At 65.0% G+C, this 14617-nt stretch carries 15 protein-coding genes and 1 pseudogene; 12 read left to right on the top strand and 4 right to left on the bottom strand.

Annotation, left to right across the window (positions count from 1 at the left end):
• Positions 1–27 precede the first annotated feature (27 nt).
• The 5 genes from AB3X98_RS22155 (at position 28) to AB3X98_RS22135 (ending at position 7628) form a co-directional block, all read left to right on the top strand.
• Positions 28–2892 carry a 2-oxoglutarate dehydrogenase E1 component gene (locus AB3X98_RS22155; protein ID WP_069267868.1) on the top strand — a complete coding sequence of 955 codons (2865 nt, stop codon included), beginning with the start codon at positions 28–30 and terminating at the stop codon, positions 2890–2892.
• 105 nt (positions 2893–2997) lie between these two features.
• A complete protein-coding gene (odhB, locus tag AB3X98_RS22150) occupies positions 2998–4266 on the top strand; it encodes a 2-oxoglutarate dehydrogenase complex dihydrolipoyllysine-residue succinyltransferase (RefSeq protein WP_368604101.1) in 1269 nt (422 codons plus the stop codon).
• Positions 4267–4367: 101 nt separating this feature from the next.
• Positions 4368–5798, top strand: a complete 1431-nt coding sequence (gene lpdA, locus AB3X98_RS22145) for a dihydrolipoyl dehydrogenase (RefSeq protein ID WP_342945608.1) — start codon at positions 4368–4370, stop codon at positions 5796–5798.
• 116 nt (positions 5799–5914) lie between these two features.
• Positions 5915–7012: a cell division protein ZapE gene (gene zapE / locus AB3X98_RS22140; RefSeq protein ID WP_069267865.1), complete on the top strand. Its 1098-nt coding sequence runs from the start codon at positions 5915–5917 to the stop codon at positions 7010–7012.
• A 160-nt stretch (positions 7013–7172) separates the two neighbouring features.
• Positions 7173–7628, top strand: coding sequence for a transposase (locus tag AB3X98_RS22135; RefSeq protein ID WP_368604102.1), 456 nt, complete (start codon positions 7173–7175; stop codon positions 7626–7628).
• Positions 7629–7748: 120 nt separating this feature from the next.
• On the opposite strand, the gene AB3X98_RS22130 is transcribed toward AB3X98_RS22135, so the two are convergent.
• Entirely contained in the window at positions 7749–8213 is a 465-nt protein-coding gene (locus tag AB3X98_RS22130; RefSeq protein ID WP_069267864.1) for a DUF2147 domain-containing protein, read from the bottom strand.
• Positions 8214–8353: 140 nt separating this feature from the next.
• On the opposite strand from AB3X98_RS22130, the pseudogene AB3X98_RS22125 reads away from it, so the two are divergent.
• Positions 8354–8491 (top strand): annotated as a pseudogene (locus tag AB3X98_RS22125) (Fis family transcriptional regulator); the annotation flags it as partial.
• Between the two features lie 48 nt (positions 8492–8539).
• Positions 8540–9289, top strand: coding sequence for a DUF2968 domain-containing protein (locus AB3X98_RS22120; RefSeq protein WP_368604103.1), 750 nt, complete (start codon positions 8540–8542; stop codon positions 9287–9289).
• Between the two features lie 143 nt (positions 9290–9432).
• Here AB3X98_RS22120 and AB3X98_RS22115 read toward each other — a convergent pair whose 3' ends face one another.
• The 3 genes from AB3X98_RS22115 to AB3X98_RS22105 form a co-directional block, all read right to left on the bottom strand.
• The gene (locus tag AB3X98_RS22115) at positions 9433–9621 is read right to left on the bottom strand and encodes a hypothetical protein (protein WP_342945610.1); all 189 of its coding nucleotides are present in this window, start codon (positions 9619–9621) and stop codon (positions 9433–9435) included.
• A gap of 235 nt (positions 9622–9856) precedes the next feature.
• Positions 9857–10357 (bottom strand): RNA chaperone Hfq, encoded by a 501-nt coding sequence (gene hfq, locus AB3X98_RS22110; protein WP_342945611.1) that lies wholly within the window; start codon positions 10355–10357, stop codon positions 9857–9859.
• Between the two features lie 306 nt (positions 10358–10663).
• Positions 10664–10900 carry a hypothetical protein gene (locus tag AB3X98_RS22105; protein WP_368604104.1) on the bottom strand — a complete coding sequence of 79 codons (237 nt, stop codon included), beginning with the start codon at positions 10898–10900 and terminating at the stop codon, positions 10664–10666.
• Between AB3X98_RS22105 and AB3X98_RS22100 the strand changes: the two genes are divergently transcribed.
• From AB3X98_RS22100 to AB3X98_RS22080, 5 genes are all read left to right on the top strand, one after another.
• Positions 10899–11045, top strand: coding sequence for a hypothetical protein (locus tag AB3X98_RS22100; protein ID WP_176732975.1), 147 nt, complete (start codon positions 10899–10901; stop codon positions 11043–11045). The two genes, AB3X98_RS22105 and AB3X98_RS22100, sit on opposite strands and share 2 nt — an antisense overlap.
• A gap of 69 nt (positions 11046–11114) precedes the next feature.
• On the top strand, positions 11115–11621 hold the full coding sequence (locus AB3X98_RS22095; protein WP_069267926.1) for a sigma-70 family RNA polymerase sigma factor: 507 nt from the start codon (positions 11115–11117) through the stop codon (positions 11619–11621).
• A gap of 71 nt (positions 11622–11692) precedes the next feature.
• The gene (locus AB3X98_RS22090) at positions 11693–12517 is read left to right on the top strand and encodes an anti-sigma factor (RefSeq protein WP_368604215.1); all 825 of its coding nucleotides are present in this window, start codon (positions 11693–11695) and stop codon (positions 12515–12517) included.
• A 25-nt stretch (positions 12518–12542) separates the two neighbouring features.
• On the top strand, positions 12543–14144 hold the full coding sequence (locus AB3X98_RS22085; protein ID WP_368604105.1) for an FAD-binding protein: 1602 nt from the start codon (positions 12543–12545) through the stop codon (positions 14142–14144).
• Between the two features lie 66 nt (positions 14145–14210).
• Positions 14211–14597, top strand: coding sequence for a hypothetical protein (locus AB3X98_RS22080; protein ID WP_069267858.1), 387 nt, complete (start codon positions 14211–14213; stop codon positions 14595–14597).
• Positions 14598–14617: the final 20 nt, after the last annotated feature.

Genomic DNA, 14617 nt, shown 5'->3' with positions numbered 1-14617 from the left:
GAGAAACTCGAAGAAAGGTGAGCGTAAATGTCGGAAACGATGAAGCAATTCCAGCTGAACTCCTATTTGTTCGGCGGCAATGCTCCGTATGTCGAAGAGCTATACGAAGCATATCTTGATAACCCTGCGTCCGTTCCGGACAACTGGCGTGAGTACTTCGACGCACTGCAAAACGTGCCGTCGTCGAGTGGCACGGCAGACAACGACATCGCCCACGGGCCGATCGTCGAATCCTTCGCTCAACGCGCGAAGGCCAATGCATTTGTTCCGCGCGGCGGCGGCGAAGATCTCGCCACGGCACGCAAGCAAGTCTACGTTCAGTCCCTGATTGGCGCTTATCGATTCCTCGGCTCGCAATGGGCCAATCTCGATCCGCTCAAGCGTCGCGAACGTCCGAACATCCCCGAACTCGAGCCTGCGTTCTACGACTTCACCGAAGCCGACATGGACCAGACGTTCAGCGCGACGAACCTGTACTTCGGTTTCGAGCGCGCGACGCTGCGCGAGATCGTCAAGGCGCTGCGCGATACGTACTGCGGTACGATCGGCGCCGAGTACATGTACATCAGCGATCCTGAACAGAAGCGCTGGTGGAAGGAGCGTCTCGAGTCGATCCGCTCGACGCCGAACTTCTCGAACGACAAGAAGAAGCACATCCTGCAGCGCCTGACGGCCTCCGAAGGCCTCGAGCGCTTCCTGCACACCAAGTACGTCGGCCAGAAGCGCTTCTCGCTCGAAGGCGGCGAGTCCTTCATCGCCGCGATGGACGAAGTCGTTCGTCACGCGGGCGCGAAGGGCGTGCAGGAAATCGTCATCGGCATGGCTCACCGCGGCCGTCTGAACGTGCTGGTCAATACGCTCGGCAAGATGCCGGCTGACCTCTTCGCCGAATTCGAAGGCAAGCACGTCGACGACCTGCCGGCAGGCGACGTGAAGTACCACAAGGGCTTCTCGTCGGACGTCGCGACCGAAGGCGGTCCGGTCCACCTGTCGCTCGCGTTCAACCCGTCGCACCTCGAAATCGTCAACCCGGTGGTCGAAGGCTCGGCCAAGGCCCGTATGGATCGCCGCGGCGATGCAGACGGCCTGCAGGTGCTGCCGGTGCAGATCCACGGCGACGCGGCCTTCGCAGGCCAGGGCGTCGTGATGGAAACGCTGAACCTCGCGCAAACGCGCGGCTACGGCACGCACGGCACGCTGCACATCGTCATCAACAACCAGATCGGCTTCACGACCTCGGACCCGCGCGACGCGCGTTCGACGCTCTACTGTACCGACGTGGTCAAGATGATCGAAGCGCCGGTGCTGCACGTGAACGGCGACGATCCGGAAGCGGTCGTGCTGGCGATCCAGCTCGCGGTCGAATTCCGCATGCAGTTCCACAAGGATGTCGTCGTCGACATCATCTGCTTCCGCAAGCTGGGCCACAACGAGCAGGACACGCCCGCGGTCACGCAGCCGCTGATGTACAAGACGATCGCGAAGCACCCGGGCACCCGTGCGCTGTACGCCGAAAAGCTCGTGCAGCAAGGCGTGATCACGGCTGAGGACGCGGACAACTACGTCAAGGCCTATCGCGCCGCGATGGACGAAGGCCACCACACGGTCGACCCCGTGCTCTCGAACTACAAGAGCAAGTACGCGGTGGACTGGGTTCCGTTCCTGAACCGCAAGTGGACCGACGCAGCCGATACGGCAGTGCCGCTCGCCGAACTCAAGCGTCTGGCTGAGCGCATCACCACGATCCCCCAGAACTTCAAGGTTCACCCGCTGGTCGAGCGCGTCATCAACGACCGCCGCGCGATGGGCAAGGGCGAAGCGAAGCTCGACTGGGGCATGGGCGAGCACCTCGCGTTCGCGTCGCTGGTCGCCTCGGGCTACGCAGTTCGCCTGACGGGCCAGGACTCGGGCCGCGGCACGTTCACGCACCGCCACGCCGTTCTGCATGACCAGAACCGCGAGCGTTGGGACGACGGCACGTACGTGCCGCTGCAGAACATCGGCGAGAACCAGGCGCAGTTCACGGTGATCGACTCGGTGCTCTCGGAAGAGGCAGTGCTGGGCTTCGAATACGGCTACTCGACTGCCGAGCCGAACACGCTCGTCGCGTGGGAAGGCCAGTTCGGCGACTTCGTCAACGGTGCGCAGGTCGTGATCGACCAGTTCATCTCGTCGGGCGAAGTGAAGTGGGGCCGCGTTTCGGGTCTCACGATGCTGCTGCCGCACGGCTATGAAGGCCAGGGTCCGGAGCACTCGTCGGCGCGTATCGAGCGTTTCCTGCAGCTGTGCGCCGAGCACAACATGCAGGTCGTTCAGCCGACCACGCCGGCCCAGATCTTCCACGTGCTGCGCCGCCAGATGATCCGCCTGTTCCGCAAGCCGCTCATCATCTTCACGCCGAAGTCGCTGCTGCGTCACAAGGAAGCCGTGTCGGACCTGTCCGAACTCGCGAAGGGCACGTTCCAGCCGGTCATCGGCGAAGTGGACGAAGCCATCGACGCGAAGAAGGTCAAGCGCGTGGTCGCCTGCTCGGGCCGCGTGTACTTCGACCTCGTGGCACACCGCCGCGAAGCGAAGGCGAACGACGTCGCGATCATCCGTATCGAACAGCTCTATCCGTTTGCTCACAAGCAGTTCGAAGCCGAGCTGAAGAAGTACGACAACGCGACCGAAGTGGTCTGGGTGCAGGACGAGCCGCAGAATCAGGGCCCGTGGTTCTACATCGAGCACCACCTGAAGGAAGGCATGAAGGAAGGCATGAAGCTCGCGTACAGCGGCCGTCCTGCTTCCGCATCGCCGGCTGTCGGCTACTACGCGAAGCACTACGAGCAGCAGAAGGCGCTGATCGAAGGTGCATTCGGCCGCCTGAAGGGCGCGCAGGTCGCGAAGTAAGCACTAGAGCAAATCGAACCGGGAAGGCGTGCTGAACGACGCGCGCTTTCCCGCGCTCACGTGCGCGACCCGGTTCGTACCCAGATACGTATTCAGGAAAATCACATGGCTATCGTAGAAGTCAAAGTTCCGCAGTTTTCGGAGTCGGTATCGGAAGGCACGATGCTGCAGTGGAAGAAGAAGCCGGGCGAAGCTATCGCCCAGGACGAAGTTGTCATCGAGATCGAAACCGATAAGGTCGTGCTCGAAGTGCCCGCGCCGGCTGCCGGCGTGCTGGCCGAGATCATCGTGGGCGACGGCGCTACCGTCACCAGCGAACAGGTGATCGCCAGGATCGACACGGAAGCCAAGGCTGGCGCCGTTGCAGCGCCCGCAGCCGCAGCCGCGCCGGCTGCCGCCGCGGCTCCCGCAGCTGCACCGGCTGCCGCCGCCGCAACGACGGCAAGCAGCACGGTCGCCTCGCCCGCAGCGACGAAGCTGATGGCAGAGAAGGGTCTCGCAGGCGGCGACGTCGCCGGCACGGGCCGTGACGGCCGCATCACGAAGCAGGACGTGCTCGGCGCAGGCGCGCCGAAGGCCGCTCCCGCAGCCGCCCCGGCTGCGAAGCCGGCTGCCGCCAAGCCGGCGCTGCCGCAAGTCAACGCACCGGCATCGGCTGCGAACTGGCTCAACGACCGTCCGGAACAGCGCGTGCCGATGTCGCGTCTGCGTGCGCGTATCGCCGAGCGTCTGCTCGAGTCGCAGCAAACCAACGCCATCCTCACGACGTTCAACGAAGTGAACATGGCGCCGGTCATGGACCTGCGCAACAAGTACAAGGACAAGTTCGAAAAGGAACACGGCGTGAAGCTCGGCTTCATGTCGTTCTTCGTGAAGGCCGCAGTGCACGCCCTCAAGAAGTTCCCGCTCGTCAACGCGTCGATCGACGGCAACGACATCGTCTACCACGGCTACTTCGACATCGGTATCGCGGTCGGCTCGCCGCGCGGTCTGGTGGTGCCCATCCTGCGTAACGCAGACCAGATGAGCCTCGCCGACATCGAGAAGAAGATCGCCGAATTTGGCCAGAAGGCCAAGGACGGCAAGCTTTCGATCGAAGAAATGACGGGCGGTACGTTCTCGATCTCGAACGGCGGCGTGTTCGGCTCGATGCTCTCGACCCCGATCATCAACCCGCCGCAGTCGGCGATCCTCGGCGTGCACGCGACGAAGGAACGCGCTGTGGTGGAAAACGGCCAGATCGTGATCCGCCCGATGAACTACCTCGCGATGTCGTACGACCACCGCATCATCGACGGCCGCGAAGCCGTCCTGTCGCTCGTCGCGATGAAGGATGCGCTGGAAGATCCGGCTCGTCTGCTGCTCGACCTGTAAAGATCGGCCTCATCAAGCATCAAGTCTCACACTGAGCGCCGTGCGCGCGGATTCCGGAAACCGGGCTCCGCGTGCCGCGCTCACGTCTCGAAAGGATGACCATGTCCAAAGAATTTGACGTCGTCGTGATCGGCGCCGGCCCCGGCGGCTATATCGCGGCGATCCGCGCCGCACAGCTCGGCAAGTCGGTTGCGTGTATCGAAAAGTGGAAGAACCCGGCCGGCGCGCTGAAGCTCGGCGGCACCTGCCTGAACGTCGGCTGCATTCCGTCGAAGGCGCTGCTCGCCTCGTCGGAAGAGTTCGAAAATGCCGCGCATCATCTCGTTGACCACGGCATCAGCGTGGGCGACGTGAAGATCGACGTCGCGAAGATGATCGCCCGCAAGGAAGGCATCGTCGAGAAGATGACGAAGGGTATCGAGTTCCTGTTCCGCAAGAACAAGATCACGTGGCTCAAGGGCCACGGCAAGTTCACCGGCAAGAACGAAGCCGGCGTGCAGATCGAAGTGAGCGGCGAAGGCGAAACCGAAGTCGTCACGGCGAAGAACGTGATCATCGCGACGGGCTCGAAAGCACGCCATCTGCCGGGCATTCCGGTCGACAACAAGATCATCTCCGACAACGAAGGCGCGCTCACGTTCGACAGCGTGCCGAAGAAGCTCGCTGTGATCGGCGCAGGCGTGATCGGTCTGGAGCTCGGCTCGGTGTGGCGCCGTCTCGGTGCCGACGTCACGATCCTCGAAGCGCTGCCGGAATTCCTCGGCGCGACTGACCAGGCGCTCGCGAAGGAAGCCGCGAAGCTCTTCAAGAAGCAGGGTCTCGACATTCACGTTGGCGTGAAGGTCGGCGAAGTGACGACGACCGACAAGAGCGTCACGATCAACTACACGGACAAGGACGGCAACGCGCAGAAGCTCGAAGCCGACCGCCTGATCGTGTCGGTTGGCCGCGTGCCGAACACCGACAACCTCGGTCTCGAAGCGATCGGGCTGAAGGCCAATGAGCGCGGCTTCATCGACGTGGACGACCACTGCGCAACGTCGGTGCCGAACGTGTACGCGATCGGCGACGTGGTGCGTGGCCCGATGCTCGCGCACAAGGCAGAAGACGAAGGCGTGCTGGTGGCCGAGATCATCGACGGCCAGAAGCCGCACATCGACTACAACTGCATTCCGTGGGTGATCTACACCGAGCCGGAAATCGCATGGGTCGGCAAGACGGAGCAGCAGCTCAAGGCGGAAGGCCGCGACATCAAGACGGGCCAGTTCCCGTTCATGGCGAACGGCCGCGCGCTCGGCATCAACAAGGCCGACGGCTTTGTGAAGATGATCGCCGACGCGAAGACCGACGAACTGCTCGGCGTGCACATCATCTCGGCCAACGCATCGGACCTGATCGCGGAAGCCGTGGTGGCGATGGAATTCAAGGCTGCCGCCGAAGACATCGGCCGCATCTGCCATCCGCACCCGTCGCTGTCCGAAGTCATGCGCGAAGCTGCACTCGCCACTGACAAGCGCGCGCTCAACATGTAAGCGCCAAGGGCAGGGCGGCCGACTTTTTTGGCCACGCTGCCCCGCAGTACCCAGCATCACGTACGGAGGCGGGTGGGCTTTTGCTCTCCCGCCTTTGCTCATTTGCGGCCTAGAAAATGAACGTCACCGAATACTACGAAAACGAACTGCAGAAGCGGGGATACAAGCCCGATACGGCGCAACGCGCCGCGATCGACCGGCTGCAGCGGTGCTACGACGAGTGGGTCGCATACAAGTCGCGGCGTTCGAACGCCTTCAAGAAGTTTCTTATTCACCCGGACCTGCCGCGCGGCGTTTACATGTGGGGCGGCGTTGGGCGCGGCAAGAGCTTCCTGATGGACAGCTTCTATGCTGTCGTGCCGCTGCAGCGCAAGACGCGTCTGCATTTTCACGAATTCATGCGCGAAGTGCACCGTGAGCTCGAAGAGCTCAAGGGCCAGGCCGATCCGCTCGACGAACTCGCGCGCCGCATTGCGAAGCGTTATCGCCTGATCTGCTTCGACGAATTCCACGTCTCGGACATCGCCGACGCGATGATCCTTTACCGTCTGCTCGACCGTCTCTTCGAGAACGGCGTGCAGTTCGTGATGACGTCCAACTACGATCCCGATCTGCTCTATCCCGACGGGCTGCATCGCGACCGCATGCTGCCTGCGATCGAGTTGATCAAGAGCAAGCTCGACGTGCTCAACGTCGATGCGGGCGTCGACTACCGCCAGCGCACGCTCGCGCAGGTCGAGGTCTATCACACGCCGCTCGGCGCCGCCGCCGACAAGGCGCTGCGCCACTCGTTCGCGGAGCTGGCCGCCGTCCCCGACGAAAGCCCGCTGCTGCGCATCGAAAAGCGCGAACTGAAGGCGCTGCGCAAGGCCGACGGCGTGGTGTGGTTCGATTTCGCGACGCTGTGCGGCGGTCCGCGTTCGCAGAACGATTATCTGGAGCTGGCAAGCCGCTTTCACGCGGTGATCCTCTCCGACGTGCCGCAGATGACGCCTCGTATGCAGTCCGAAGCACGCCGCTTCACCTGGCTCATCGACGTGTTCTACGACCACAAGGTCAAGCTGCTGATGTCGGCCGCGGTGCCGCCCGAGGAACTCTATGTGGAAGGCCCGATGGCCAACGAGTTCACGCGCACGGTGTCGCGCATCGTCGAAATGCAGTCGAAGGAATATCTCGAAACGCCGCGCCGCATCGTCGATACGGCCCTGACCTGAGCGCACGGCGTCCGCGCCGGTCCAGGGAGTGTCACGCAGGCGTCGAGCCAGTCTCAAAAGAGCGCGGCGGCACCCTTTTCAAGATTCGGACTCGTCTGATATGGATGGCGGGGGTGAGTGGATATCGTTTGTCAGCACACCGTCTGACAAAGGACCTTCCATGACCCCGCATCGCGATATTACCGACGAAGAGTGGCAGCGCGTGATGCTGCTCCTGCCCGAACTGCGTCCGCGCACCGAGTTGCGTGGACGGCCGCTCGCCAATACGCGCTCGGTGCTCAACGGCGTGCTGTGGGTCATGTATAGCGGCGCGAACTGGTCGGCCATGCCGCGCCGCTACCCCTCGTATCAAACCTGCCATCGCCGCTTCAAGACCTGGCACTACAACGGGGCGCTCAAGCGCGTGATGGGCGAGTTGTTCGGCGAAGACGGCGTGAGGTTGTGCGACACCATCGAAACGCGCATGCGCAAGCACGCGAGCCGTGCAGAAAAAGCGGCGCGCAGGCAGGAAGCGGCGCGCAACGTGCCGCGCAATTCGCCGTTCGTCCTGGTGGCGAGCGCGTCCGCGCAGTCGCAGCCTTTCACCTGTCGCTCCGTGTATCGCCACACAGCGTAATACCGGCGCTGATGAAGTCCGGCCGAAGCGGCTCATGTGCGCGCTTCGGCCGGTTTCGTCTCCCAGGTCCCCTGGCTGGTTTGTGCACCGGTCCTCAGGTCGATCCGCTCACGCACGCAGTCACTGCTGACGCACCCAGGTTTGCGAGCGGCCAAGCAGCGAAATACCCATATAGCCGCGCACGACGAGTTTCTGGCCGCCGTCTTCCGTATGCATCTTGCAGCGGTACACCTTGCCGTTCTCAGGGTCGAGAATGTGCCCGCCGTCATACCCCTCAGCGGTCTTTTTCATGCTGTCGATGATCGTCATGCCGAGGATCAACTGATCCTTGCGCGAGTCGGTGCAGGCCGTGCAGCGCCGATCGGGCTGATCAGTCGCGCCGAGGCCCTTGATGACCTTGCCGCTCAGGTCGCCGTTGGCGTCGGCACTGATCTGCACGAGCGCTTTCGGCTGGCCGGTGTGATCGTCGATGGTCTGCCAGACGCCGACGGGCGTGTCGGTTTGAGCGTGCGCGGCGAGGGCGCCGCATAGCAGTGCACTCGCAAGCGCAACGTGGCGCGCCGCGCGTCCGATGACTCGATTCATGTCTTCCTCCACTGATGTTGTTTGTCGTGTCGACGCTGACCGTGCGTCGCGCCAGGCACGCCTGGCAAGCCGCAAGGTCAGGGCAGGATACTGGAAAGCATCGCGCGCGTTTGAGAGAAGGAACTCTAGTTTGGTCGGCCCTGGCCGCGCTGGACCAAAACGGCTGGCGATGCAAGGACAGCGCGCAATTCCCAGGAAATTCTTGCTATGTGTTGTGGGAAAAGATACGTAATCGGCAAATTTTCTACGAGTGGCCCGAAACACGTGAAAGTGAGTAATAATTGTGCCGATTTGTAAAAATTAGAACTGTTCAAAGCAGGTACTACATGGACTACAAGTGGAGAGTTCGTCGCACCGCTCTGGCGGCGCTGGTATTAATCGGGGGAATCGGTACGGGCTGCGCACAGACGCCGCCTGACAATTCAGCAGCAGCGAATGCAGCAGCAGCGGCGCCCGTAGCACAGACCACCGCCGCACCCGCAGTGCAGGACGATCAGGCCGCAACCCCTGCGTTGCCTTTGGCAGCGAGCCAGCCGGGCGTACTCACGCCGGATGAAGCGAAGCAGAACGCCGCGGGCAACGTCGCCGAGCTGCAGCAGATGCTGCGAGGCTCGGATCTCGCCGAACTGCGCACGACCTACAACGGCTCGTATGGCGCAAGCTTGCTGTTTTACGGCAAGGAAATGACGTACTACGTGACGCTGTTCCAGAACAAGACGTTCTGGCGCGTGATCAAGACGAGCGACGAGACGCGTGCTGAAGCCATCTATCGCGACTTCGCGGTGAAGTCGGGCCAGCTCGCCGAAGTGGAAATTCGCCGCACGCGCCTCGAAGCGCAGAAGGCGTTCACGGACCGCATGATCGCGCTCACGCAGGACCACGCGAACCGGCTCCAGGCGGATCTGGCTATCGCGCGCGAGCAGCAGGCGCTTGTCGCCGACCGGCAGAAGCAGGGCCGCGATCAGGCGAACGCGTTGCAGGCACAGAAGACGGCCGCCCAGGCGCAACTGCGCACGGTCCAGCGTCAAGTGCGCGAACTGCAGCAACAAGTGGAAGGCGGTCTGCCGATCCGCTAATCGCCGGTGCCCGGTGTGGCCAGCGTGCTCACCCGGCGCCCGGCTGTGCAACGGGTTGCGCGGAACACGCGTATGCGGCACGCAAAAGGCGGAGCGTCATAGGCGCTCCGCCTTTCTTCATGGTGCGATCGTTCGGGTCGCGCTCAGTGCTTGCCGTGGCGATGCGTGTCGCGGCCCTTGCGAGTTTCGTCTGCGGAATGGGGCTTCGGTTGAGAGCCGGCAGGCGAGGGGTCGACGGCGATCGGATCGCTCGCGGGGAAGGTTTCTTCGAGCGCTTCGTCGAGCGGGTCTTGTTGCGAGGGTTGCGGGGCTTTCGGCTTGGATGCGCTCATGGCGGTCTCCGTTGCGATATGCGTCACGCCCAGAATAACGCAAAGCCGGAATCGTGACCGCGAGTCACGGCTGTCAGAGCGCGTCGGAAGACGGTGGAACGAAACTGAACGCAACCGCACCGTAGCTGTACGAAACGCGCGCACAAACAAGCAGGCGCGCCAAGGCGCGCCCGTACTGTACTGAATGTCGGCGTGATCGGCGTACCGTGCAGCGAGTACGCCAGCCAGCAGCGGCTTAGCTGTTGCCCGAGCCTTCGCCGCCGTTGCCGCCGTTGTTCACCGCGCCGTAGAGGCGGCGGCGGCGCGTGACGACGACCGGGCCGTCCTGAGAGCCACGGTCATTGCCGGGGGCGCTCGATGCGCCCGACGGCGCGCCGGACGGCGCCGACCAGTTTTCACGTGGCTCGCGCGGTTCACGCGGTTCTCGTTGTTCACGCGGGCCATGGCCACCGTGGCTGCCGTGCGGGCCGCGGCTCGTATGCTCGCCGTGCGAGCTGCGAGCGCCGCCCGGGCGCGGACCCGGACGGGTGCCGGTGTCGAGCTGGATGGTCGAAATGGCGCGCTTGTAGATGCCTTGCAGGCCAACGGGCGTGCGCAGCATCACCAGATACTGATCGAACGACTCGATGCATCCGGTCAGGCGAATGCCGTTGACCAGATAGATTTCGACGCGCTTTCTTTCCTTACGCGCGGCGTTCATGAAGTCGTTTTGCGGGTGCGATTCTGCGGAAGGCATGGACTAGATTTGGCCAGGCGGCGCAATGCCGCAATCAGTTGGAAACGTTTGCTCGCCGCGATTCTACCTTGTGTCGGCGAAGCGCGCGTGCGGGAAAGTAAGCTTACTGCAGAACTATACCGGCTCGCGGCCGCGACCGCAGATTGACGAAAAATGCATCGCTGCGTCCCTTGTCGTCGGCTGCCGGGAAGGGGCGTGTCCGGATGACAGGTAGCGATGGGCAGCGACAGCGGTTTTCGGAAAGAGGCCTGCCGACGATAGGCCCGCGGATTGACAGACCCGCGCGACCTTTCGACGCGCATGCACTCACTCACACAGCGTAGTCCAAGACGGCCAGCCATGCTCGACCGATTCGAGGCGGATCACACGCTTATACGCGATTACACGATGGTTTTCGATCCGCTTGCGATGATTCTCGCGGCGCCCGAGGGCTTCGTTCCGTGCGGCGGCACACGAAAAGCGAAATCGCCGCCTGCGCGGAATAAGCGCACCCGCTGCAACGTTTAACGCGATATCGGTGATGAACCCAGTGGAGGTGATCATGGAGCGGTTTCGCAAAGGTCTCGCGTGTCTCGTTTGTGTGGCGCTGGCAGGCGTCGCGGGAGCCGGCCTCACGGCTTGCAGCGACATGAATTCAGGCGGGGCGTCGTCGAGCAGTTCGGGCGGCTCGTCGGGCGGCGGCTACTGAGCGGCGTGTGGCGTGTTGCGTCATCCGTCGCCGGAGTTCGAAGCGCAGGTCGTGGCGCAGCTCGGACCCATGCGCCGCTATGCGCGCGCCTTGACGGGCGACGCCGCTTGGGCTGACGACCTCGTGCAGGACGCCGCGGAGCGTGCGCTTTCGCGCTGGACTTCGTTTCGCCCGCAGAGCAATCTGCGCGCGTGGCTGCTCACGATCCTGCGCCATCTGTATATCGATCAGTTGCGCGGCCGGCGTGAGATTGCCGTCGACGACGAAGCTGCGCCGTGGCGCACGCTCGAGGCGCCGCACGGCGAGGTCGACGGCCTCGTGCTGCGCGATCTGCAGCGCGCGCTCTATGCGTTGCCGGCGGCGCAGCGCGAGGTGCTGCTGCTCGTGTGCGTGGAGGAGTTGAGCTACAGCGAGGCGTCGGCGGTGCTCGGGGTGCCGGCCGGCACGGTGATGTCGCGCCTGTCGCGAGCGCGCGAGCATCTGCGAGCGTTGCTCGATACGGGGCCGGTGCAGGATCCGGGGCGCGATCCGGCGCAACGCGCGGCGCCGCTCAGGGTGGTGGGGACGCTACGATGAACGACAACGATCTCGGCCACGAACGCGACGGCGAAGGCGTGCCGCCTGCTTCGCCAGAAGAGGACCTTACGATGCTGGGCGCTTTCGTCGACGGCGAACTGCCCGCGGGCGAGTGCGAGGCGCTGCAGGCGCGCCTCGCCGACGATCCGCGTGCAGCGGCGCGCGTCGCGGCCTATCGCGCGCAGAAGGCCGCGCTGCAGGCGTTGTGCGAAGGCGCGCGCGTCGCGGGCGAGGATGCGGCGTCCGGCGCAGCCGAACCGGCAGGCAGCGCGCCCGCCGTGTTCGTCCTGCGTGCGGGCGAGCCGTGGTGGCGGCGCGCCGGCATCGCGGCGTCGTGGGTGGCGGTGGGCGCGGGGCTCGCGGTGGCGGCCACGGCGCTCGTGCCGCGGCTCGCGCCGGGCCTGGCTCCAGAACTGGCAGCCGTCTCCGCGCCGGCGGCCGCGCGCAGCGAAACGCCCGAAGCGTTTGCGCGCCGCGCCGACATCGCCTACGCGGTGTATTCGCCGGAGCAGCGGCATCCCGTGGAAGTGGGCGCGGCCGACGAGGCGCATCTCGTCGCGTGGCTCTCCAGGCGGCTAGGCAAGCCGCTCTCGGTGCCGTCGCTGGCCGAATACGGCTATACGCTGGTGGGCGGGCGTCTCTTGCCCGGCAACACGGGGCCGGCCGCGCAATTCATGTACGAGAACGATGCGGGCGAGCGCCTCACGCTCTACGTGGCCAGTTCGGCCAGGGACCGGGATCCCGTGCGCCTCTTGCGCGATGGCAACCGCCGGACGTTCTACTGGAGCACCGAACGCACGGGCTATGCGCTCTCGGGGCCGCAGACAGAACCGAAGCTGCGCGAGATCGCGCTGGACGTATGCGGCGCGCTGGGCGGCAAGCCCGGGCAGTGGTGATGCGCGACGCCGGCGGAGCAGGCCCATGAGCGACCCCGCGCGCCGTGCCGCGCCCACCTTGCCTCCTGGCATCGACGAGGCCCGTTTCGCGCGTGCGCTCGCGGCGTTCGAAGGCATCGTGGGCGCGCCGAACGTCTGCCGTGGCGGCGCAGCGCTCGATCCGTATTTCGATCCGTTCGTACCGCTCGCCGATGCGCACGCCTTCGCCCCTTCCGCTGCGATCCTCCCCGCAAGTGTCGAAGAGATCCGCGCGATCCTGCGTGTCGCGAACGACACGCGCGTGCCGCTGTGGACCGTTTCCGCGGGGCGCAACTTCGCCTATGGCGGTGCCGCGCCGCGTCTGGCGGGTTCGGTCGTCCTCGACCTGCAGCGCCTGAACCGGATCCTCGAAGTGGACGAGCGCCTCGCATGGGCGCGCGTCGAGCCGGGCGTGAGCTACTTCGATTTGCACGCACATCTGCGCGAACAGCATCTGCGCCTGTGGGTCGATCCGCCCGCGGCGGGCTGGGGCAGCGTGGTCGGCAATACGCTCGAGCGCGGCTTCGGGACGACCGCCTATGGCGACCACGCCGCCTCGCAGTGCGGCATGGAGGTCGTGCTCGCCAACGGTGATGTAGTGCGCACCGGCATGGGTGCGATCGAAAACGGCACGGCGTGGCAACTCTACCGGCCGGGCTACGGGCCTTCGTTCGATGCGCTCTTTACGCAGTCGAACTACGGCGTCGTCACGAAGATGGGGCTCTGGCTCATGCCCGCCCCGCGGGCCTTCGTGATCGGCGAGATCCAGTTCGCGCGTGAGGGCGATCTCGGCGTGCTCGTCGATACGCTGCGCGCGCTGCAGCTCGGCGGCACGATACGTCAGCACGCAGCGATCGAAGGCGTGATCCGCCGCGCCGCGAGCCTCGCGCCTCGCGCTCGCTGGTACGAAGGCGAGGGCGCGATGCCCGAGGCCGCCGTCGCCGCGATGCAGCGCGATCTGGGCGTGGGCCGCTGGAATCTGCACTATGCGCTCTATGGCGAGCCCGAGGTGATCGACGTGGAACGGCGCATCGTCGAGCGTGCGTTTGCCGGCGTACCGGGTGTGCGTTTCTCGGCGCGTCGCTATGCCGAAGGCGACGAACCGCGGGGCGGCGCTGACCGCAATCTCGCCGGCATTCCCGCGATGAGCGCGTTTCGCATGCTCGACTGGCGCGGTGGCGACGGCGCGCACGTGGACTTCTCGCCGCTGTGTCCCGCCGATGGCCGCGACGCGCTGCGCCAGTACGCGCTCGTCAAGGCGCGCGCGGCCGAGTACGGTTTCGATTACTACGGCGGTTTCACCGCGGCGGGGCGCTATCTGCATCACGTATTCGCGGCGATCTTCGCGCGCGAGCGCCGCGACGATGCAGCCCGCGCGGGGGACCTGCTGCGCGCGCTGATGAGCGACGCGGGCGCGGCCGGCTACGGCGTCTACCGCTCGCATCTGCTCTACATGGACTACGCAGCGGCACAGTACGCCTTCAACGACGGCGCGCTGTTGCGTCTCGCGCAAACCGTGAAAGACGCACTCGATCCGCAGGGCGTCCTCTCGCCGGGCAAGCAGGGCATCTGGCCCGAGGCGTGGCGTGCGGAGCGCGGCTATACGTGATCGATTTAATCAAGACTGCGTAGCGATTGGCGGGAAGGATTCGTTGCAAGGCGTACGGAGGACACGATGGACAGGCGGGCTTTTCTCTGCGATGCCGGGGCCGTGGCGCTCGGCGCGGCTTGGCAGGCGCATGCGCTCAGCGTTGCGTTGGGCGTACGCGCGCCTCGTGCGGGTGCAGCGTTGGATGCGCCAGGCGCCGCAGTGTTCGACCCGGCACTCGAGCAGGGCCGCGTGCTCGCGCGCGCAGCGGCGCGCGCGGGATGTGTTGCGTGGGCCATCGGCGACGGCTGCGCCGACACGGCCGATAGCGACATCGGCACACTGTGGCACGCGCGGATCGCCCGGCGCCTCGAGCCTGGCGCGGCCTTGACTGGCGCGTTGCGTCCCTCGGACCGATTCGTACTCGCGCGGCTAGCCAGCGCGCGTGGGGTGACGCTGCGCGACTTCGCTTAGGCAACCTTAGCAATAGCGCA

The sequence above is a fragment of the Paraburkholderia sp. BR14312 genome (assembly GCF_040948675.1).
Lineage (GTDB): Bacteria > Pseudomonadota > Gammaproteobacteria > Burkholderiales > Burkholderiaceae > Paraburkholderia > Paraburkholderia nodosa_A.
Note: the sequence above shows the minus strand (reverse complement) of the source record. Positions and strands in the feature narration are given on the sequence as shown.

What these genes read in the sequence shown, in the direction of transcription:
- AB3X98_RS22155 (WP_069267868.1), top strand. Translation starts at nt 28, where the DNA reads ATGTCGGAAACGATGAAGCAATTCCAGCTGAACTCCTATTTGTTCGGC.
- odhB (WP_368604101.1), top strand. Translation starts at nt 2,998, where the DNA reads ATGGCTATCGTAGAAGTCAAAGTTCCGCAGTTTTCGGAGTCGGTATCG.
- lpdA (WP_342945608.1), top strand. Translation starts at nt 4,368, where the DNA reads ATGTCCAAAGAATTTGACGTCGTCGTGATCGGCGCCGGCCCCGGCGGC.
- zapE (WP_069267865.1), top strand. Translation starts at nt 5,915, where the DNA reads ATGAACGTCACCGAATACTACGAAAACGAACTGCAGAAGCGGGGATAC.
- AB3X98_RS22135 (WP_368604102.1), top strand. Translation starts at nt 7,173, where the DNA reads ATGACCCCGCATCGCGATATTACCGACGAAGAGTGGCAGCGCGTGATG.
- AB3X98_RS22130 (WP_069267864.1), bottom strand. Translation starts at nt 8,213, where the DNA reads ATGAATCGAGTCATCGGACGCGCGGCGCGCCACGTTGCGCTTGCGAGT.
- AB3X98_RS22120 (WP_368604103.1), top strand. Translation starts at nt 8,540, where the DNA reads ATGGACTACAAGTGGAGAGTTCGTCGCACCGCTCTGGCGGCGCTGGTA.
- AB3X98_RS22115 (WP_342945610.1), bottom strand. Translation starts at nt 9,621, where the DNA reads ATGAGCGCATCCAAGCCGAAAGCCCCGCAACCCTCGCAACAAGACCCG.
- hfq (WP_342945611.1), bottom strand. Translation starts at nt 10,357, where the DNA reads ATGCCTTCCGCAGAATCGCACCCGCAAAACGACTTCATGAACGCCGCG.
- AB3X98_RS22100 (WP_176732975.1), top strand. Translation starts at nt 10,899, where the DNA reads ATGGAGCGGTTTCGCAAAGGTCTCGCGTGTCTCGTTTGTGTGGCGCTG.
- AB3X98_RS22105 (WP_368604104.1), bottom strand. Translation starts at nt 10,900, where the DNA reads ATGATCACCTCCACTGGGTTCATCACCGATATCGCGTTAAACGTTGCA.
- AB3X98_RS22095 (WP_069267926.1), top strand. Translation starts at nt 11,115, where the DNA reads ATGCGCCGCTATGCGCGCGCCTTGACGGGCGACGCCGCTTGGGCTGAC.
- AB3X98_RS22090 (WP_368604215.1), top strand. Translation starts at nt 11,693, where the DNA reads ATGCTGGGCGCTTTCGTCGACGGCGAACTGCCCGCGGGCGAGTGCGAG.
- AB3X98_RS22085 (WP_368604105.1), top strand. Translation starts at nt 12,543, where the DNA reads ATGAGCGACCCCGCGCGCCGTGCCGCGCCCACCTTGCCTCCTGGCATC.
- AB3X98_RS22080 (WP_069267858.1), top strand. Translation starts at nt 14,211, where the DNA reads ATGGACAGGCGGGCTTTTCTCTGCGATGCCGGGGCCGTGGCGCTCGGC.